Annotated in this window: 18 protein-coding genes; 1 reads left to right on the top strand and 17 read right to left on the bottom strand. The window is 46.4% G+C overall.

Annotated elements, in window-relative coordinates; translation table 11 throughout:
* Nucleotides 1-6: 6 nt before the first annotated feature.
* The 17 genes from nusB to nudF all read right to left on the bottom strand — a co-directional run bounded on the left by nusB (nucleotide 7) and on the right by nudF (nucleotide 18,083).
* Nucleotides 7-432, bottom strand: a complete 426-nt coding sequence (gene nusB / locus K6Y21_RS19820) for a transcription antitermination factor NusB (protein ID WP_233073646.1) — start codon at nucleotides 430-432, stop codon at nucleotides 7-9.
* 9 nt (nucleotides 433-441) lie between these two features.
* Nucleotides 442-909 (bottom strand): 6,7-dimethyl-8-ribityllumazine synthase, encoded by a 468-nt coding sequence (gene ribH, locus K6Y21_RS19815; protein ID WP_233073645.1) that lies wholly within the window; start codon nucleotides 907-909, stop codon nucleotides 442-444.
* A gap of 137 nt (nucleotides 910-1,046) precedes the next feature.
* On the bottom strand, nucleotides 1,047-2,156 hold the full coding sequence (gene ribBA, locus K6Y21_RS19810) for a bifunctional 3,4-dihydroxy-2-butanone-4-phosphate synthase/GTP cyclohydrolase II (RefSeq protein WP_233073644.1): 1,110 nt from the start codon (nucleotides 2,154-2,156) through the stop codon (nucleotides 1,047-1,049).
* Nucleotides 2,157-2,168: 12 nt separating this feature from the next.
* Entirely contained in the window at nucleotides 2,169-2,828 is a 660-nt protein-coding gene (locus tag K6Y21_RS19805) for a riboflavin synthase (protein WP_233073643.1), read from the bottom strand.
* A 60-nt stretch (nucleotides 2,829-2,888) separates the two neighbouring features.
* Nucleotides 2,889-3,974, bottom strand: coding sequence for a bifunctional diaminohydroxyphosphoribosylaminopyrimidine deaminase/5-amino-6-(5-phosphoribosylamino)uracil reductase RibD (ribD, locus tag K6Y21_RS19800; RefSeq protein WP_233073642.1), 1,086 nt, complete (start codon nucleotides 3,972-3,974; stop codon nucleotides 2,889-2,891).
* A 2-nt stretch (nucleotides 3,975-3,976) separates the two neighbouring features.
* Nucleotides 3,977-4,426, bottom strand: a complete 450-nt coding sequence (gene nrdR, locus K6Y21_RS19795) for a transcriptional regulator NrdR (protein WP_233073641.1) — start codon at nucleotides 4,424-4,426, stop codon at nucleotides 3,977-3,979.
* A 101-nt stretch (nucleotides 4,427-4,527) separates the two neighbouring features.
* Entirely contained in the window at nucleotides 4,528-5,781 is a 1,254-nt protein-coding gene (glyA, locus tag K6Y21_RS19790) for a serine hydroxymethyltransferase (protein ID WP_233073640.1), read from the bottom strand.
* A 138-nt stretch (nucleotides 5,782-5,919) separates the two neighbouring features.
* Nucleotides 5,920-7,320, bottom strand: a complete 1,401-nt coding sequence (locus tag K6Y21_RS19785) for a transporter substrate-binding domain-containing diguanylate cyclase (protein WP_233073639.1) — start codon at nucleotides 7,318-7,320, stop codon at nucleotides 5,920-5,922.
* A gap of 192 nt (nucleotides 7,321-7,512) precedes the next feature.
* A complete protein-coding gene (gene rraB, locus K6Y21_RS19780; protein WP_233073637.1) occupies nucleotides 7,513-7,875 on the bottom strand; it encodes a ribonuclease E inhibitor RraB in 363 nt (120 codons plus the stop codon).
* Nucleotides 7,872-8,621: a 1-acylglycerol-3-phosphate O-acyltransferase gene (locus K6Y21_RS19775; protein WP_233073636.1), complete on the bottom strand. Its 750-nt coding sequence runs from the start codon at nucleotides 8,619-8,621 to the stop codon at nucleotides 7,872-7,874. The genes rraB and K6Y21_RS19775 overlap by 4 nt, the downstream gene beginning before the upstream one ends.
* A gap of 9 nt (nucleotides 8,622-8,630) precedes the next feature.
* A complete protein-coding gene (gene parC, locus K6Y21_RS19770) occupies nucleotides 8,631-10,913 on the bottom strand; it encodes a DNA topoisomerase IV subunit A (protein ID WP_233073634.1) in 2,283 nt (760 codons plus the stop codon).
* Nucleotides 10,914-10,957: 44 nt separating this feature from the next.
* Nucleotides 10,958-13,333 carry a putative bifunctional diguanylate cyclase/phosphodiesterase gene (locus K6Y21_RS19765; protein WP_233073632.1) on the bottom strand — a complete coding sequence of 792 codons (2,376 nt, stop codon included), beginning with the start codon at nucleotides 13,331-13,333 and terminating at the stop codon, nucleotides 10,958-10,960.
* 360 nt (nucleotides 13,334-13,693) lie between these two features.
* Nucleotides 13,694-15,592 carry a DNA topoisomerase IV subunit B gene (gene parE, locus K6Y21_RS19760; protein WP_233073631.1) on the bottom strand — a complete coding sequence of 633 codons (1,899 nt, stop codon included), beginning with the start codon at nucleotides 15,590-15,592 and terminating at the stop codon, nucleotides 13,694-13,696.
* A 10-nt stretch (nucleotides 15,593-15,602) separates the two neighbouring features.
* Nucleotides 15,603-16,181 carry an esterase YqiA gene (yqiA, locus tag K6Y21_RS19755; RefSeq protein ID WP_285229769.1) on the bottom strand — a complete coding sequence of 193 codons (579 nt, stop codon included), beginning with the start codon at nucleotides 16,179-16,181 and terminating at the stop codon, nucleotides 15,603-15,605.
* Nucleotides 16,181-17,008 carry a 3',5'-cyclic-AMP phosphodiesterase gene (gene cpdA, locus K6Y21_RS19750; protein WP_233073629.1) on the bottom strand — a complete coding sequence of 276 codons (828 nt, stop codon included), beginning with the start codon at nucleotides 17,006-17,008 and terminating at the stop codon, nucleotides 16,181-16,183. The genes yqiA and cpdA overlap by 1 nt, the downstream gene beginning before the upstream one ends.
* On the bottom strand, nucleotides 17,001-17,441 hold the full coding sequence (locus K6Y21_RS19745) for a DUF1249 domain-containing protein (RefSeq protein ID WP_233073628.1): 441 nt from the start codon (nucleotides 17,439-17,441) through the stop codon (nucleotides 17,001-17,003). Before K6Y21_RS19745 ends, cpdA begins: the two co-directional genes overlap by 8 nt.
* A 9-nt stretch (nucleotides 17,442-17,450) precedes the next feature.
* On the bottom strand, nucleotides 17,451-18,083 hold the full coding sequence (gene nudF / locus K6Y21_RS19740; RefSeq protein WP_233073627.1) for an ADP-ribose diphosphatase: 633 nt from the start codon (nucleotides 18,081-18,083) through the stop codon (nucleotides 17,451-17,453).
* Between the two features lie 170 nt (nucleotides 18,084-18,253).
* Between nudF and K6Y21_RS19735 the strand changes: the two genes are divergently transcribed.
* Entirely contained in the window at nucleotides 18,254-19,345 is a 1,092-nt protein-coding gene (locus K6Y21_RS19735) for a TolC family outer membrane protein (protein ID WP_233073626.1), read from the top strand.
* Nucleotides 19,346-19,426: the final 81 nt, after the last annotated feature.

Below are 19,426 nucleotides of genomic sequence, written 5' to 3'. Positions count from 1 at the left end.
GGCATTTTACTGCTCAGATTGACGCATTTTTTGGCTTACTGCGTACTTGTCTAATACACCATTAACGTATTTATGGCTTTCGTCGGTAGCAAAATCTTTTGCTAACTCGATCGCTTCATTGATAACCACTTTAAATGGCACATCCTTACGCTTGGTTAACTCGTACATGGCTAAACGCAAAATCGCTTTATCGACCTGATCCATCTCTGTCATCTTACGCGCTAGGTAAGGTGCTAAAGTCTGATCTAACTCATCACAGCTTTGGATAACCCCTGACACTAAGTCTCTAAAATAATCCAAATCCGTTTTAGATAAGTCTTGATCAACCAAAAATTGATCGATGATCATGGCTACATTTGCGTGTGTCATTTGCCATTGATAAATGGCTTGAACAGCAAACTGTCTCGCGCGACGTCTTTCAGCAGGTTTCACTCTTATTCCTTAATCTAGCTGAGCTAAAACATTAACCATTTCTAACGCGCTTAAAGCAGCTTCACTGCCTTTGTTGCCCGCTTTGGTACCAGCACGCTCAATGGCTTGCTCTATGGTATCGGTCGTCAATACACCAAATGCAACAGGTACATCGTAATCCATCGAAACTTGAGCTAAGCCTTTGTTACATTCACCCGCAACAAAGTCAAAGTGTGGCGTACCACCACGAATAACCGTACCTAATGCAATAATAGCATCGTATTTTTTACTTGCCGCAACGCGTTTAGTGGCTAATGGCAGTTCAACCGCACCCGGCACACGTACTACGGTAATGTTTTCTTCGTTTACCTGACCTGAACGCTTCAGCGTATCCAGAGCGCCAGCTAGCAAGCTTTCATTAATAAAGCTATTAAAGCGAGAAATTACAATGGCAACCTTAGCATTTGGCGCCGCAATCACACCTTCAATCACATTCATTTCAGATCCTGTTTATCAAACTTATAAATCGGCGCGATTCTAGCATAAATCAAACGCAGATTTCAGACATAAAACGTCTACAAATTAAAATTATCAGTGTAAGCGACCAATAAGGCCGCCTACATTACTTAACTAAACTACTCACTAATGTAGTCGACGACCTCTAAACCAAAGCCCGATAAGGCATGGTATTTTTTCGGCGAGCTTAGTAGACGCATCTTACTCACACCCAAATCAGCCAAAATTTGTGAGCCAACACCCACACGACGGCTAGCCCCTTGCGGCTTAGGGAAGGCGCGCGTTTCGCCCGCATCTTCGGCTTGATAATGCTTCATGCGCTCAATCAGTTGGGCCGAGGTTTCTTCATTACCTAATACCACTAACACACCGCCTTCTTCGGCAATTTTAGCCATGGCGCTGGCAATCGGCCAAGTTTGTGTGGCCTGCCTGTCTGATAACAACACATCGCCAACCACACTTTGTAAGTGAACTCGAACTAAGGTTGGGTTTTCAGCCTTGATTTCACCTTTAACCAAGGCAAAATGCGCTTGATTGTCTATGGTGTCTTGATAAGTAATTAAATCAAATTCGCCGTAAGCCGTGGGTAATTTACATTGCGCAACACGCTCTATGGTGGTTTCGTTGTTGTTACGGTATTCAATCAAATCCGCCACTGTGCCTAGCTTTAAGTCATGCTTTTCAGCAAACACTTCAAGGTCAGCACGGCGCGCCATGGTGCCATCTTCATTGAGAATTTCAACAATCACGCCAGCCGGAGAAAAGCCTGCTAGTCGCGCTAAATCACAACCGGCCTCGGTATGGCCAGCACGTGTTAATACACCGCCATTTTGCGCTTTTAACGGGAAAATATGTCCCGGCATCACGATATCACTGGCCACTGCATTAGGTGCAACCGCGGCCTTGATGGTAGTGGCGCGATCGGCGGCGCTGATCCCCGTAGTCACGCCTTCTGCCGCTTCAATCGAAACGGTGAAATTGGTTGAGAACTGCGCGCCATTGTTGTCGACCATTAATGGCAGTTTAAGCTGCTGACAACGCTCCTCAGTTAAGGTCAGACACACTAGCCCACGGCCGTGGGTCGCCATAAAGTTAATCGCCTCAGGCGTCACCGCATCGGCTGCCATGATCAAGTCGCCTTCGTTTTCACGGTCTTCATCATCCATTAGGATGACCATTTTACCGGCGCGTAAATCTTCAATAATTTCTTCTATTGTGTTTAGAGCCATGACATCTTCCCCTTATTTTAAGAAACCTGACTCAGCAAGCAGGCTCATGGTCACTCCCGATGACGCTTTTTCTGCGGCTTTTTCGCCTAATAGCAAGCGTTCTAAATAGCGCGCAATCAAATCAACTTCTAAATTAACTTGAGTGCCCACTTTAAAATCTGTAATAGTGGTTTCATCACTGGTGTGCGGCACAATCGTCAGTTTAAATCCATTGCCATCAACTTCATTGACGGTCAAACTGATGCCATCTACCGTGACCGAGCCCTTATGGGCAATATATTTGGCTAACTCGGCTGGGCAAGTTAGCCAAAGTTCAATGGCGCGCCCCAGCTCATGGCGCGAGGTCACCGTCGCTAAACCATCAACATGCCCACTGACAATATGGCCACCGAAACGTGATTGCGGCATCATGGCCTTTTCTAGGTTCACCTTAGTGCCCACCTTGGCATGGGCAAAGTTACTTAGCTTTAACGTTTCAACGCTTAAATCCGCACTAAATCCAGATTGAGTCAGCGCAGTCACCGTCAAACAAACCCCATTGGTGGCAATGCTGTCGCCCAGTTGCACATCGGACAAATCCAACTTACCGGTATTAATCGTTAAGCTGATATCTTGGCCTCTCGGCGTTACTTTTGCTATCTGTCCTACTGCAGCGACGATCCCAGTAAACATATTTCACCTGTTTATGTTATGCCATTCACTTTGGCATGTTTGATTAACCTTTAGGGGCGGCTATTTTAACCTACAAATCAGCCGTAAATCTGGCCCAATTTTGTCTATTTTCGCAATTTCCAGCTCAGGCACTTGCGACATGGCTTGATATTCGGGTAATGCTAATAAGCCTCGGCTTAAACTTCCCATCAGCTTGGGGGCTTGATACAAGATAAATTCATCCACTAAGCCTTGGGCCAATAGCGTGCCGGCTAAGGTTTCCCCCGCCTCTACCCAAACACTATTTACGCCCATTTGCGCCAATTTATTCATTAAACTGGGCAAGCAAACGTGACCGTCTTTTTCCTCAACCAATAAGGTTTTGCCGGCGCGATTAGGATGGGCTTGGCTGGCCACTAAAAAGGTCTCGCCGGGTAAATGAAACAGGCGAAAATGCTCATCAAGCTGTAATCGGTTATCTATGATCACCCGAATGGGCTGGCGCAGCTGGGATTCACTTATCAATGCATGCAGCGGCTCAAGCTCTTGCCAACGTACATTGAGGGAAGGGTCATCGGCGATAACCGTACCAGAGCCAGATAAGATCACATCACTTTTAGCGCGAAACAACTGCACATCTTGGCGCGCCTGCCCACTGGTTATCCACTTACTTTGACCATTTTTAAGCGCCGTACGTCCATCTAAACTGGCCGCCATTTTTAGGCGAACAAAGGGGCGCTGATGAGTTTTACGAAAAAGATAATCATGATTTAAGGCCAAGGCTTGCGATTCTAATAGGCCAATTTCAACCGCCATATCAAGCTCATCGCAGGCTTTGCGCCAATCATCTAGTAATGGCTCAAGCAGGCAAGCTACTACCAGCTTAGTCACGCCCACTTTGGCGAGCTGCTGCACATCTAGAACACTGGGCTCAGACGTCAAATAGGCGCTATCACACACTTGCTCGGCCAAACGAAGTTGCTCAAGGGCCTTAAGTACCACTGAGGTTGACGAGTCAACTTGGGCTAACGCCAGCACAATTTTGTCCTTGGCGACGAGGACAAGGGCAAAATTAATGGCTTGTGCTTTGATATAGCTAGCACGCTCGGCGCAAGCGATGGCTTGTGCCATGATATTAGCATCTGAAGGATTAGCTGAATTGGCCAAGTCTATTTTTCCAGCTTGGCAATTTCTTCGCCGAACTCTTTGACATCTTTAAAAGAGCGGTAAACGGAGGCAAAGCGGACATACGCTACCTTATCTAAGGTTTTCAATGCTTCCATCACTAGCTCACCGAGCATTTTTGACGGCACTTCACGCTCACCGGTGGCGCGCAGCTGCGACATAATTTGATTAACGGCTTTATCCACCGCCTCGGTAGACACGGGACGTTTTTCTAGTGCGCGATGGACGCCGCCCATTAATTTATCTTCGTTAAACGGCTCGCGGCTGCCATCGGATTTGATAATGCGAGGCATCACCAATTCAGCCGATTCAAAGGTGGTAAAGCGCTCTTTACACTGATTACACTCGCGTCGACGACGCACTTGATGGCCATCGGAAACAAGGCGTGAGTCAATGACTTTCGTGTCTTGAACACCACAAAATGGACAATGCATCACAGCTCCCAATTAATATCTAAACGGCCACCAGTTTACCATTAACTGAATGAAAAAAAAGGCTGCCATGAAGGGCAGCCTTAACGGTTCAGCTTGAATGATTAAGCGTAAACTGGGTTCGCTTTACAAAGCGCAACCACTTTCGCCTTAACCGCTTCAATCACAGACTCATCGTTGATGTTGTCTAACACATCACACATCCAACCCGCTAGCTCAGCCGCTTGCTCCGCTTTTACGCCGCGACGAGTTAGCGCAGGTGTACCTACACGTAGACCCGAAGTGACAAACGGTGAACGAGGATCGTTTGGTACTGAGTTTTTGTTTACTGTGATGTTAGCGCGGCCTAGAGCTGCGTCTGCATCTTTACCTGTGTATTCTTTGCCGATCAGGTCAACTAAGAACAGGTGGTTATCGGTACCGTCAGAAACGATTTTAAAACCACGTTGCTTAAATACTTCAACCATGGCTTTCGCGTTATCAAGTACGCCTTGTTGGTAAGCTTTGAACTCTGGCTCCATCGCTTCTTTGAACGCAACCGCTTTAGCCGCGATAACGTGCATTAGAGGACCACCTTGGCCGCCTGGGAATACTGCTGAGTTTAGTTTCTTCTCAATTTCTTCGTTAGCTTTAGCTAAGATCAGACCGCCGCGAGGACCCGCTAGTGTCTTGTGTGTCGTCGTGGTGGTCACGTCAGCAATTTGTACTGGGTTCGGGTAAAGACCCGCAGCCACGAGACCAGCTACGTGTGCCATATCAACAAATAGGTAAGCACCGACTTTGTCAGCAATTTCACGGAAACGCTGCCAATCAACAATACCTGAGTAAGCAGAGAAACCAGCCACCACCATTTTTGGCTTGTGCTCAAGGGCTAGGCGCTCAATTTCATCGTAATCTAGCTTACCAGTTTCTGGGTTAATACCGTATTGAACGGCGTTGTAAATTTTACCAGATGAACTTACAGAAGCACCGTGAGTTAAGTGACCACCGTGAGCAAGGCTCATGCCTAGGATGGTGTCACCTGGGTTAAGTAGTGCTTGGTAAACCGCTGAGTTAGCTTGTGAACCCGCATGTGGCTGTACGTTTGCGTAATCGGCACCAAATAGTTGCTTCGCACGGTCAATGGCTAATTGCTCAGCAATATCAACATACTCACAACCGCCGTAGTAACGCTTAAAAGGGTAACCTTCAGCATATTTGTTAGTCAGCTGGCTGCCTTGTGCTTCCATTACACGTGGGCTAGTGTAGTTTTCTGACGCGATTAGTTCGATGTGTTCTTCTTGACGAACCACCTCTTTGGTCATGGATTCCCATAACTCTGGATCGTAATCGGCTATGTTCATATCACGCTTAAGCATCCGTATCTCCTGACTAAATGCAAATAACAACTGAGGGTAAAAGTTGTGTTTGGTTTGAGGCTGGCTATTTTACATGCTCTAGCTCACATTTCCCAGCCCCAAATATTGAATAAATCTCATCGGAAAAATGAGGCAGGTTCATACTGTGCTATTTTCTCTTGGATTATTTTCATTTTCGGCTAAACAAACTTGGTTTCGCCCTTGCTTCTTCGCTTGATAGAGGCGCAGGTCAGCACTATGTATTAGCGCACCAATTTGCTCGCTATCGCCCCCCACTTTGTCAGCCACCGCGCCGCCAATACTCACAGTTAAGGCAATCGTCTCATCACCGTAGGGCATTGACTGACTGGCGATAGCCGACCTTAACTGCTCAGCTAGCCGCCCCAACTCTATGGTAGCTAAGTTTACGTAAAGCAAACAAAACTCTTCACCGCCAAAACGCGTCACCAATATCGCTTCATCACTATGCTTTTGCAAAATTCGAGCAACCCAAGCCAGTGCTTGGTCACCAACCAAGTGACCAAAGTTGTCATTGATGCCCTTAAACCTGTCTATGTCTATCATCAATAACGCTAAATGACGGACTTGTTTATCTTGCAGTAACTGAGCAAATTCATGCATAAAGGCACGCCGATTTAATAAACCGGTCAGGTAATCACTTTTCGCAGCCAATCCAAGGGCTTCATTTGCCTGAGTTAATTGCTCTGTTCTTTGCTTCACGGCCCTTTTCAATTGCCAGATATAAGTCACCACAATTAAAATCAGAATAGCGATAGCAAGAGGCCCTAACCAGGCAACCCAAATGGGGGGCACTTTCTCGGTGTTAATCCATTTTTGCTTGATACGATTAACTTCATCGGGGTTTACCCGCGCCATCCCCGCATTAATTTGTGCCAGCAGGTCTGGATTTTGAGCGCTGACGGCTGCGCGTATCGGTAACAGATACAGCTGCTTGATGGCCACAAAGGAAGTAGGATCTTGTTGAGAATTCAAATAAAAGTTAGCGACTTGGTGGTCAGAGATAAACACATCTAACTCACCATTCAACGCCTTATCCAACATGAGACTATTGTTGTTAAATTCAACTAGCTTTGCCTTGGGGTACTGCGCTTTCGCAAAGCTCGATTCAAAGCCGCCTTTGACAACCCCTAATGGGGTTCGCCCTTGCTCCATCGGTTGAATGCCTTCAGCAACCTGATCGGAGCGAATAAATAAGGAAGCCGAAAGCGGTATAATTTGCCCGCCAAAACGTAAAAAATCCGCCCTCTGTTCAGAATAAAGCAAGCCCGCATGTATGTCTGCCCTTCCCTCTTTCACCGCGATTAGGGAATCGTTCCAATCCAATAATAAAAACTCTACCTGGGTTTGATTGACCCGGCCCCACTCGCGCCAATAATCAATCAACAGCCCTTTAGGGTCACCATTTTCATCTATATAGGAATAAGGCTTCCATGCAACCGAGTTGGTTACGATCAACGGCTGCTTCGCAACGAGTTGCAAAGGCAGAAATAAACTCATTAACAATAAAAGTCTTAGCATAGAGCTCAGTCACTAAATCAATTGCACCTGTGTTCAAGTCAAGTTTAGGTGCATTTAGCAAACAGGGTTAACACAAGGTAAACAGATGGTCAAAATTCAGTAAAAATGATGAGGCAATTTAAATAAGTGAGCAGCATATAAAAGTTGCCAAGGCAGGCGTAACACCTTGGCAACGAGTTATTAGGACAAAGACTAATCTTCCCCTTCGAAATAAGTCCCCCAGCCATCGTAAGTCACATCGAAAGACTCACAAATGGTCAAGATCGCTTCGACATCTTCCATAATGGCTTCAGGCGAAAGCTCCATTTCAACAATAACATCAAAGCTATAGATGGTTTCACCTTCCTCGCCTTCCACCTCTTCTGGATCGGTTACTTCATAGCCTTTTTTAAAACAAGCGATGGCCACCTTTTCTAACACCTCAAAGTCAGTTGAGGCAACATGATGCTCTATCATGTACTCGGCATCGGGATCGCTGCCATCTTCTAATAGCTGCTCGATGGTTTCTAAGGTTTCTTGTTCAAATTCTTTCAGTAAATCAGCAAACTCGCTCATGCTAGATCCTTTTTCGCTGCACCTTGACCGTAACGCTGAGCCTCGGCACTTAGCTCTTGATATTTATCTTCCATGCGCTGCTGACAAATCGCCATCAGCTCGCGCACATTATCTTTGGTATACCCTGTGGTATCTATCGGCTCCAGCATTTCAACGATGACTTCACCATTGTGCCAGCGGTTCCATTTCACTTGATCATGGGTATCAGACACCACGGTTGGCACAATAGGCACACCGGCTTGGATAGCGGTGTGAAAAGCCCCCGTTTTAAACTTCATCAAACCACGTCCCCGGCTACGAGTGCCTTCTGGAAACATCATCACCGACAAGTGGCCTTGTTTGATCTTGTCGGCCACCGTATTGATGGTGTTGACCGCTCGGCCGCGGTTGTCACGATCCAATAAAATGTTCCCTGTTAACCAATACAGTGGGCCAAAAAATGGGATCCAAATTAAGCTTTTCTTACCTATCGAGACCACATTTGGCAAAACAGCAGCGGTCAAGGTCACCATATCATAATTGTTTTGATGATTAGCGATATGCACTGCAGGGCCGATGTCTTTGGCATTTTCAGGCAATCTCACGACTAAATGAATGCCCATAAATCGTGCTGATTTCGCCAGAATGTTGGCAATTCGATAACAGTTCTTCGGATTTCGTGGCCTTAATAATGCCCACAATGAGCCAAGAACAGCCACCGTAAGAAAAAAGAGGGTTAGAAAAAAACCTCTTAACACTAATAACATATTTACCTCTTATTGTTCAGTTGAGTCGGCTTCAGGGGAGCTAGCTTCAATGGTAAGATTGTCGACCCGTTGTAATCCCCGCGGCAGTTTATTGCCACGACGACCACGCTCGCCAGAGTAATGCTCCAGATCGTTGGGTTTGAGGGTGAGTTTGCGTTTACCCGCAAATAACGTGACATTGGCACCTTGGGGCACAATCGCGATTTGGCTCACATACTCTTCTCGGCTAACCACCCGGGCACTTGGGATGCTGATGATCTTATTGCCTTTGCCTTTACTTAATTGCGGCAAACTCGCCACCGGGAACACTAACATTCGGCCTTCATTGGTGATGGCTAAACACGCGTCTGTGGCTAAATCCGTTACCGGGCTCGGTACCATCACCTTAGCGCCTTCTGGTAACTTAAGTAGCGCTTTACCGTTCTTATTACGGCTGACCATATCACTAAACTGACCAATAAAACCATAGCCAGCATCGGAGCAAATTAAATAGTGCGCATCATCATTGGCCATGATGGTACTCACATAATGAGCGCCAGCGGTCAGGTTAAAGCGCCCCGTCAGCGGCTCACCTTGGGAGCGAGCAGAAGGTAAAGTATGGGGCTCTAACGCAAAGGCTCGCCCTTCGCTATCCAAGAACACGCAAGGTTGATTGCTGCGACCTTTAGCATCAGCTAAATAGCTATCACCCGATTTGTAACTTAAGCCGTTAGCATCAACATCATGCCCTTTGGCGCAGCGTACCCAACCTTTCTCAGAAAGCACCACAGTCACCGCCTCACTTGGCATTAATTCCTTTTCTGACAATGCTTTGGCTTCTTCGCGCTCAATAATCGGCGAACGGCGGTCATCGCCATAGGTTTTCGCATCGGCTTGTAGCTCTTTTTTAAGCAAGGTTGACATGCGTCGTTCAGAGCCTAATATCAGCTCCAGCTTCTCTCGCTCTTGATTCAGCTCGTCTTGTTCACCACGAATCTTGATTTCTTCTAACTTCGCTAATTGGCGAAGTTTTATTTCTAGAATGGCTTCAGCTTGGATGGTTGACAGGTTAAAGCGGCTGATCAGCTCGGCTTTGGGATCATCATAATTACGAATGATCTCAATCACTTCATCTATGTTTAAATAAGCGATCAGCAAGCCGTCTAAGATGTGCAGGCGCGCGAGGATCTTATCCAAGCGGTATTGTAAACGACGACGCACCACTTCACGTCGGTAAGTCAGCCACTCCGTTAAAATTTGTTTTAGGCCTTTAACTTGCGGACGGTTATCTAAGCCCAGCATGTTAAGGTTGATACGATAATTTTTTTCCAGATCCGTCGAAGCAAACAAATGCTGCATCAATTGCTCAACATCAACCCGATTTGAACGTGGCACTATCACTAAGCGGGTGGGATTCTCATGATCTGATTCATCACGCAAATCCGCGACCATGGGCAGTTTTTTCGCCTGCATTTGCGCCGCAATTTGTTCTAACACCTTACCGCCAGAGCATTGATGGGGCAAAGCCGAGATGACGATTTCGCCTTGCTCATAACTGTAGACGGCGCGCATTTTAATGCTGCCTCGACCCGTTTCATAAATCTTCTTAATGTCACGGCTTGGGGTGATGATTTCAGCTTCAGTTGGGTAATCCGGGCCTTTAACCAGCGCCATCAAATCATCTAACTCGGCTTTTGGGCTTTCCAATAACAAACAGCAAGCCTGGGCCACTTCACGTACATTATGAGGCGGAATATCCGTGGCCATACCAACCGCAATGCCGGTGATCCCATTAAGCAAAATATGCGGTAAACGCGCGGGTAATACCTTGGGCTCCTTCATGGTGCCATCAAAATTAGGCAACCAGTCACACGTGCCTGAGCCTAGCTCAGATAACAGCACCTCAGAAAACTTTGACAGCTTAGCTTCGGTATAACGCATTGCAGCAAACGACTTAGGATCATCGGGCGCCCCCCAGTTACCTTGCCCATCAACCAAGGGATAGCGGTACGAGAAAGGCTGCGCCATCAATACCATAGCTTCATAACAAGCACTATCACCATGGGGGTGGTACTTACCCAAAACGTCACCTACGGTACGGGCTGACTTCTTGTATTTCGCCGAGGCCGACAGGCCCAACTCGCTCATGGCGTAGATAATACGGCGCTGCACCGGTTTTAAACCATCACCAATGTGAGGGAGTGCGCGATCCATAATGACGTACATGGAATAGTTCAGGTAGGCTTGTTCGGTAAACTGCCGCAGCGGCAGTTGCTCGACGCCATCTAAACTCATGTCAACGGCATCAGTCATATTGAATTCCTTAGGTAATGTCTATCGCGAGAACATCATGGCAGCTAGTTAACTTGTTCAGGCCAAGCTAATTCAGGTGGCACTGGCTTACCTATGTAATAGCCTTGCGAATAGTCCACCCCAAATGACACCATCATGTCTTGAACTTCTTTATTTTCTACAAACTCGGCCACCGTTTTATGGCCAAAGTTATGTGCAATATTGATCAGAGCCTTAATAAACACTTGATCATCTGGCCGTTTAGGACAATCTTTCACAAACGAGCCATCAATTTTGATGTAATCCAGTGGCAAGGATTTTAACGAATGAAACGAAGAATAACCAACCCCAAAATCATCTAACGCGATCTCACAACCTAAGCCTTTCAATACGTTGATATGTTCGACCGCCTGCACCAAGTTGGAAAGGGCTGCCGTTTCGGTAATTTCAAAGATAATTTGACTGCCTGCCACACCACGGCGCTCCATGGCGTGCTTGATTTGATTGATCACGGCTTCATCGCTAAATGATTTTGCCGAAAGGTTAATGGCTAACCTTTGTGATATGCCCCGCTCTTGATTTTGCCTTAATTGATCTAAAGCGGTGTTAATCACCCACAAATCCAATTGCGTAATATAGCCGTTTTTCTCAGCGGCCAAGATAAGTTGATACGGCGAGCGCAGCACCCCTTCCTCGTCTCGTACTCTTAGCAAGACTTCCCAGTGGCGAATTTCACCTCGCTCATTGTCAAACAGCGGCTGAAAATACAAGGTCAACAGTTGCTCTTCAATCGCGCGTTGCGCTTTTGCTAGCCAGTACCAATCATTGTTGACTTTCGTCCCGACGTTCTCACTGTGATACACAGCTAATCGGTTTTTGCCTAAGTCTTTCGCTTGATACATCGCGATATCGGCTTTAGACAACAGCTCAGAAATGTCTGTGCCGTGCTCGGGTGATGCCACGATACCTATACTGGCTGAGGCTTTGTGGATCTCTTTACGCCCTGCCACGCACACTTCGCCAATCAATTGTAAGATACGTTGCCCCACCACCTCGGCTGCAGCTAAATCAATATCATTGAGAAATACCGCAAACTCATCACCACTGACCCGGGCAAGTAACACATTACTGGGCAGTAGCCGCTCTAAGGTTGTCGATACCTGAGTCAACATAGTATCACCCGCCTTGTGACCGCTGATATCGTTGACATACTTAAAGTTATCTAAATCCATAAACAACAAGCAGCCATGGGCATTGTGACTTAACCGCTTTGCAATCTCGGCATTAAACATGCGGCGATTAGGTAGCTCGGTCAGCGGGTCATGATTAACCAGCCATTCGAGTTCATTGGCGCGTTGCGTTAATTGTGTCTCCAATGTTTCTAACTGATGGGACAAAGAGATACTGGCCTCACCCAAGGCATCTGACTCATCAGAAAATTGCTCTTGTTTACCTTGTTCGGTAACAATATGGCGAAAGTCATGATGACGGGAAGTCGCCAACAAAGGGAGCGATTGAATAACCGTTTTGATCCGCCTTAAAGGTTTGCGCAATAAGAACAGCAACAGCACAATGGCAAGTACCAAGGCACCGAAACCATAGATGATGTTGTTATAGGTAGCACTGCTTAATAGGTTTGCTAGCTCACTGATGTCGTTCACAATGAGCAGGTAGGCTTGGCCCTGCAAATTGGTATTAGGCAAGGGGTAACCACGCAGCTCAAACGTTCTACCGTTGATCTTAAGATCACTTTGTCCTCGCAAAATGGTGTCTACGTTTAGATAGGGTGACAGTAAATTGAAGTCAAAATTGCGAATACGGTGACTAAATACCAGCTTGAGCTCTTGATTGGCTTTTTCTTCAAGTAACAATTGAAAGCTACGGACATCAGATTTCGCGATGGGTGTCATGCGTTCATAGGGAAATACAAATACCAAGCGTTCGCCAAAACCAAATTCGGTTTCACTCCTGACCAATAAGTTGCACGAGTGACGGCAATAAACAAACCAATTGTTATCTTGATCAACTTGTTGGTCAGCAATCCAGGCTCTGGTCTTGTTGTCTAGCTGCATTTCTGTAGAGCTGGCGCTCACTTGCCCCTCGCTGTCCACCAGCAACAGCGCTGTCAATGGTAGCGATTTACGTCCACTGACCTCTTTCACTATGCCCTTAAGCTCAACATTATTAGCCAAGCGCACCGCCTTAAGGCGATTACTTGATTTTATTTGGTTAGCCACCGAGTCAACTCGGCTGTAGAGCTCTTCGTAGTAACTGACAATTTGGTGTTGCTGGTAACTGAACACCACACGACGCTCTAGCTGAAAGAAGTTCGCTAGATTGGTTAAATTCAAATAGGTATAACCGGAAAAGATAAACAGCAAAAGTAAAAAGGTGACCCCCATCACTTTGCTGCCCAAACCTAAGCTATAACTTTTCTTCAAAACTCATCCCTAATACAGAGCGTTGTTGTGTTTGTATATATCAACACAAGCCTAAAGAAGATAAAAGAAAAGCCAGGGCTGGTTGATAAAAAATCACCGAAGCACTCGCCGAGACTTTCGCCACGGCATTTGCCACAAAGATAAGAAAATTCTAGCTACATCAACCTAGTTTGCATAGCTATAAACTCACAGAATAAGACACAATGACAAAGATATATGGAATTATTAAGTCCGAGTGATTGGGAATTAACCAATTAGATGTCTAGCTTATTACAGTTAACAGAAGCAACAATAAGCCAGCATCAGCAAGAAGTATGATTTAACAGCAGAAGGCGCCAATTAATGACGCCGTTGTAGGCCCTACTCGGTAAAAATGGCGGCCGCCATATCGCCTTTGGTTTCTAACCACTCCCGGCGATCTGCCGAGCGTTTTTTCGCCAATAACATATCCATCACCTGCATCGTCTGCTCGGCATCATCAACTGTGAGTTGCACCAATCGACGCGTATTGGGATCCATGGTGGTTTCACGTAGCTGCAAGGGGTTCATTTCACCCAAGCCTTTAAAACGTTGTACATTGACCTTGCCGCGCTTTTTCTCCGCTTCAATGCGATCGAGCACACCGTTTTTTTCATCTTCATCTAGGGCGTAAAAGACTTCCTTACCGACATCAATGCGGTACAAGGGGGGCATGGCCACATAGACATGGCCTGCATCCACCAGACTGCGAAAATGGCGCACAAACAAAGCACACAGTAAGGTTGCTATATGTAAACCATCGGAGTCGGCATCAGCTAAAATACAAATTTTGCCATAGCGTAAACCCGAGAGATCGGCAGAGTCAGGATCCAGGCCGATGGCCACCGAAATATCATGCACCTCTTGTGACGCCAATACTTGCCCTGCTTCCACTTCCCAAGTGTTTAAGATCTTACCGCGCAGGGGCATGATGGCTTGAAAATCGCGATCGCGCGCCTGCTTAGCACTGCCGCCTGCCGAGTCCCCTTCCACCAAAAACAATTCACTGCGCGTGGGATCTTGGTTTGAGCAATCGGTTAATTTGCCAGGTAATGCCGGCCCTTGCGTCACTTTTTTACGGGCGACTTTTTTACTTTGACGCAAGCGGCGCTGAGCATTATTAATACAGACCTCGGCCAATTGCTCCGCGACATCCGTATTACTATTTAGCCAAAGACTGAATGCATCTTTCACCACTCCTGATACAAAAGCCGAACATTGACGAGAAGATAAACGCTCTTTGGTTTGACCCGCAAACTGCGGATCTTGCACCTTAACCGACAAGATGTAGGCACAGCGATCCCAAATATCGTCTGCGGTTAACTTAACCCCGCGCGGGACCAAATTACGAAATTCACAAAATTCGCGCATCGCTTCCAGCAAGCCTTGGCGTAACCCATTAACATGGGTGCCACCTTGCGCGGTGGGGATCAAATTAACGTAACTTTCAGTGATTAAGTCGCCACCTTCAGGTAGCCAGCATACCGCCCAGTCGGCCGCTTCGGTATTGGCAGAGAAATCCCCCACAAACGGGCTTTCCGGTAAGCTAGGCCAGGTTTTGACCGCTTCAGTCAAATAATCCGTTAGGCCGTCTTGATAACACCACTCGTCATCTTGTTTATTAACTTTGTCTTTAAATTTAATGCTTAAACCTGGACATAAAACCGCTTTGGCTTTGAGGTTATGGCGTAGGCGAGAGACCGAGAATTTACCGGAGTCAAAGTAGCTGGCGTCGGGCCAAAAGTGTACCCGCGTTCCTGTATTTCGTTTGCCACAGGTTCCCGTTACGGTTAACTCTTCAACCTTATTTCCGTTTTCAAAGGCAATCTCATAGACCTGACTATCACGTCGGATAGTCACTTCAACTCGACGTGATAACGCGTTAACAACCGAAATACCGACACCGTGTAAGCCGCCAGAGAATTGATAGTTCTTTCCCGAAAATTTACCGCCCGCATGCAACTTACAAAATATCAATTCCACCCCAGAAATGCCTTCTTCAGGATGAATGTCAACGGGCATCCCTCGGCCATCATCAATCACTTCTAAGGAGTGGTCTTCGTGTAAAATGACACTAATACTGCTTGCGTGGCCAGCCAGCGCCTCATCCACACTGTTATCAATCACTTCTTGGCCTAGGTGATTTGGACGCACGGTATCCGTATACATACCGGGGCGGCGGCGCACGGGCTCAAGCCCATTTAAGACTTCAATGGCATCGGAATTGTATTGGTTTGTCATTAATGTTCCGTTATAACTCTAAAAAACGTAGGATGTGCCCGAGGTAACGCTCAAAGCCAATAAAAGAATGATCTCCCCCTTGTTCTAGGGTGAGCTTGCTGCGCTCATGTTTATCTAGCGCTTGTTGATAGTCAAGTACCTCATCACCTGTTTGCAACATGACCCAAAGCCGCTCAGGGGCCGTAATGGGCTCAACCTCTAATGATTTGAGGTCTGCCATATGCTCAGAGGTTAATCGATAGCACTCATTGGTGTAAGGGTGAGTATTCTCACCCAGATAGTCAGTAAGCAACTCATAGGGGCGCACAGCAGGGTTGACTAACACGGCATTACCGCCAAACTCTTGGCTTGCTTTAGTGACTAAGTACCCCCCAAGAGAGCTGCCAACAAAGCCGAGTTTATGCCCTGGATAGCGTGCAACAATAGCGGCTATCAACTCCCATGCCGCCATGGGAAAGCAAGGCATTTGTGGGCATTCAAAGATAATACCAGGGCGCTGCTCACGGATAAATTGTTTCATCTGCTGCGCCTTTAAGGACGCTGGCGAGCTTTGAAAACCGTGAATATAAATTAAAACGGGGGCCGACATCAGTAGCCCGTCGCCTTGGCATCACCCGCAAAGCGCCCGTCAGCTAAGCGATAGACCTGAGTGTTAATGTCACCGTTTGGCAACAAGTCAAGGTAGCGCCACCCAGGGCCTTGCTCGTCCAAGGTAAAATCGTCACAGTGAGGTTTAAACTGAATGCAGGTAGAAGGCGTCGCAAGTAGCCTAAATTGGTCATATTGTCTGTCCATTTCTTGGTGAATATGGCCACAAACTAAGGCTTTCACTTGAGGGTATTGCTTGAGCATGGCAAATAATTCATCGGCATTCTTTAGATCGTGTTGATCTAGCCATTTACACCCAGCGGGCTGAACATGATGATGTAATAAGACCAAGGCGTGCTTGTCTGGGTACTCATCTAAAAACCCTTGTAACTGGGTTAACTGCTCTTGTTTAAGGCGGCCATGAGGTACACCGAGCTCTTGTGTATCGAGTAAGATCACCTGCCAATATTTTGAAACTAACTGCTTAGCAGGGGAAATCCCCGCAGTTGCAAACTCAGCGAGCATCGCAGGTTGAAAATCATGATTACCCGGTAACCAAAAGCAAGGCTTTTCCAGCTGATTGATGTGTTCGGCAAACAAACGATAAGACTCTGGGGTATGGTCTTGAGAAATATCCCCCGTTGCTAATATGCCTTGGATCGGGCGAGCTTGTTTAAGCACCTTAGCGATGACGGCCAAAAAACTTTCACGCGTGTTCACGCCCAGCAACTCCCCATCGGGTTTTGCAAACAAGTGTGTATCGGTAATTTGTAAAAAAGTTAACACACCGTCGGCATCAACATCTAACTGCGTTTTAATTTTAGTCATTCGTTTTGAATATTTGTTGTCGGCAATAGCCATGTTCAATACAAAATTTAAGCCAATCCGCTAAAAACAGATTCACCTGAAGCTTTTCATCCTTGTGGTGCATTTTATCATTGGGATAATCATATTTCGGCTGCAAATGAAAAATATGCTGGCTAGCACACACTTCCGCGAGTCTCGCGTCGTGATATAAGCGGACACGGATCACAGGCCTCATAAAATCAGGCTGAATGTCACAAATTTGTTGCACCTTTAACAAGCTGGTGTAGCGGCTTTGTTCTAGCACATCAATTTGGTAATCAATATTTTGCCCCGCAGAAAAGCGATAACCTTGCTGTGCAAAGAACTGATTGGGCAACAGCTTCAGTAACTGCATATAGTTGGTTTCACACAAGCGCATAAACCGAGGCAAATCCGGCGCATACTTTTTAGTCACAACAGCCACTCATTTCCCCCATGATGCTTTTACTTTAGCCAAGTTTAACGCCAACCATTGCAGTGCAATCACGGTTGCTGCGTTATTAATCTCCCCTTGCTCTAACATCGTCATCGCTTGTTGGCGTGAGATAACCTGTACGCGAATATCTTCACCTTCATCCGCCAAACCATGAATACCACTGGCTTGACTGGCGTCGACTTCGGCTAGAAACAAGTCTAATTTTTCGGTAGAGCCGCCCGGGCTGGCAAGATAACTCAACATCGGCATCATGCGACCTGGAACCACCCCTGCTTCTTCAACGGCTTCGCGTCTTACCACTTGCTCAGCTTCTTCGCCGGGTTCAATGATGCCCGCCACCATTTCTAACAGCCAAGGATGTTCGCAGGTTTCCATTGCGCCAAAACGAAATTGCTCCACCAGCACTAATTGGTCTCGCGTTAAATCGAATAGTAACACGGCCGCGGCATGGCCGCGCTCAAAAACTTCGCGTTCAATCTCGCTACTCCAGCCACCGGCAAACAGCTTATGCTTAAACCGATAAGCATTGGCCTGAAAGAAGCCTTGATATAAGGTTTTTTTGCCGATGATTTCAACATCCTTGCGATCAAACACGTTTTTTTTCAGATTATTTTCACTCATGATTTACTTAATCCCGAAAAGCTTGATATTGTTAACATTAAATTCTCTATCGAATACCCTTAGTCGTCGGCACTCTTGATGCTAATATACGCCTTTAAAAGAAGAGTAAACTACAGAGTCAACGACGCATAGCCGTTAAATTATCTCAGATATAAACAGGAATAGTTGAAATGAAACGAACTTTGCTCAGTATTGCTACCTTGATCGGCTTATCCAGCCTGAGTAGCTTAGCCTTTGCCGATGACATACAACAAATCTATGAGCAAGCTAAAACAAAAGATCCGCTCATTCTTCAAGCCCTGGCCAATCGTAATGCTGCGTTTGAGAAAATCACCGAGAGCCGAGCCAATCTGTTGCCGCAAATTGCCCTTTCATTAAACGCCCAATATACCAAAACCAATAAAGACGATGCTGGGACCAAAAGTGATCTGGGTGGCCAAGTGCAATTAAGCCAAGCATTATACCGTCAAGACTATTGGACTAACTTATCGCTCACCGAAAAAGCGGCCACACAAGCCGATACGGTTTATGCAGATCAAGCTCAACAGCTTATATTACGTACATCTCAAGCTTACTTTAATGTACTCAGAGCAAAAGATGCCCTGTCTACCGTTGAAGCCAACAAGCGCGCGGTGGCTCGTCAATTAGAGCAAACCAAACAACGTTTTGAAGTGGGTTTAACCGCCATTACCGATGTGCACGAAGCCCAAGCCGAGCACGATAGAACCTTAGCCGCTGAAATCCAAGCTCGAAATACACTGACAAACAGCTACGAAGCGCTGCGCGAATTAACCGGTGTTGAAATAAGAGACATTGATGAGCTTAACATTGAGCGCTTCGAGCCAGTCAAACCAGATGGTCGCTCAAGCGCATGGCTTGAAAAAGCAGAAAACCAAAATTTACAGTTACATACTCAACGCATTGCGAAAGACATCGCCAAAACCCAGATTGATTTAGCCGAAACCGGTCACCTACCACAAATCGATTTTGTGGCTGGCGCAGGTGTTAACAATTCAAATTACAAAAATGACTTCAACCCGAGCGACGGTACTTTCAGCAATGGTACTGTTGGGGTTAATTTAAGCATGCCACTTTACACCGGCGGTGCAATCGACTCGCGCGTGAAGCAAGCACAGTTTAACTATGTTGCCGCTAGCGAAGAGTTAGAGCGTATTTATCGCAATATCCAAACCGAGATCCGCAGCAACTACAACAATGTAGATACTCTGTCCAAGTTCAAGCATTTTTACTCTCAAAATTGAATAATTTTGCGGAGTCAAATGCTTGACCTTCTTTATAAACTGCCCACAATCCCGTTAAATACTTACGCATTACAGCAACAT

Origin of the sequence: Motilimonas eburnea, from assembly GCF_021295345.1 — a bacterium.
Taxonomy (GTDB): Bacteria; Pseudomonadota; Gammaproteobacteria; order Enterobacterales; family CBDFNC01; genus Motilimonas; species Motilimonas eburnea.
This window is presented reverse-complemented; position numbering and strand designations above follow the sequence as displayed.

What these genes read in the sequence shown, in the direction of transcription:
- cpdA (WP_233073629.1), bottom strand. Translation starts at nt 17,008, where the DNA reads ATGACTAAAATTAAAACGCAGTTAGATGTTGATGCCGACGGTGTGTTA.
- K6Y21_RS19805 (WP_233073643.1), bottom strand. Translation starts at nt 2,828, where the DNA reads ATGTTTACTGGGATCGTCGCTGCAGTAGGACAGATAGCAAAAGTAACG.
- K6Y21_RS19735 (WP_233073626.1), top strand. Translation starts at nt 18,254, where the DNA reads ATGAAACGAACTTTGCTCAGTATTGCTACCTTGATCGGCTTATCCAGC.
- nrdR (WP_233073641.1), bottom strand. Translation starts at nt 4,426, where the DNA reads ATGCATTGTCCATTTTGTGGTGTTCAAGACACGAAAGTCATTGACTCA.
- rraB (WP_233073637.1), bottom strand. Translation starts at nt 7,875, where the DNA reads ATGAGCGAGTTTGCTGATTTACTGAAAGAATTTGAACAAGAAACCTTA.
- K6Y21_RS19785 (WP_233073639.1), bottom strand. Translation starts at nt 7,320, where the DNA reads ATGCTAAGACTTTTATTGTTAATGAGTTTATTTCTGCCTTTGCAACTC.
- parE (WP_233073631.1), bottom strand. Translation starts at nt 15,592, where the DNA reads ATGACAAACCAATACAATTCCGATGCCATTGAAGTCTTAAATGGGCTT.
- nudF (WP_233073627.1), bottom strand. Translation starts at nt 18,083, where the DNA reads ATGAGTGAAAATAATCTGAAAAAAAACGTGTTTGATCGCAAGGATGTT.
- parC (WP_233073634.1), bottom strand. Translation starts at nt 10,913, where the DNA reads ATGACTGATGCCGTTGACATGAGTTTAGATGGCGTCGAGCAACTGCCG.
- ribBA (WP_233073644.1), bottom strand. Translation starts at nt 2,156, where the DNA reads ATGGCTCTAAACACAATAGAAGAAATTATTGAAGATTTACGCGCCGGT.
- yqiA (WP_285229769.1), bottom strand. Translation starts at nt 16,181, where the DNA reads ATGTCGGCCCCCGTTTTAATTTATATTCACGGTTTTCAAAGCTCGCCA.
- K6Y21_RS19775 (WP_233073636.1), bottom strand. Translation starts at nt 8,621, where the DNA reads ATGTTATTAGTGTTAAGAGGTTTTTTTCTAACCCTCTTTTTTCTTACG.
- glyA (WP_233073640.1), bottom strand. Translation starts at nt 5,781, where the DNA reads ATGCTTAAGCGTGATATGAACATAGCCGATTACGATCCAGAGTTATGG.
- ribH (WP_233073645.1), bottom strand. Translation starts at nt 909, where the DNA reads ATGAATGTGATTGAAGGTGTGATTGCGGCGCCAAATGCTAAGGTTGCC.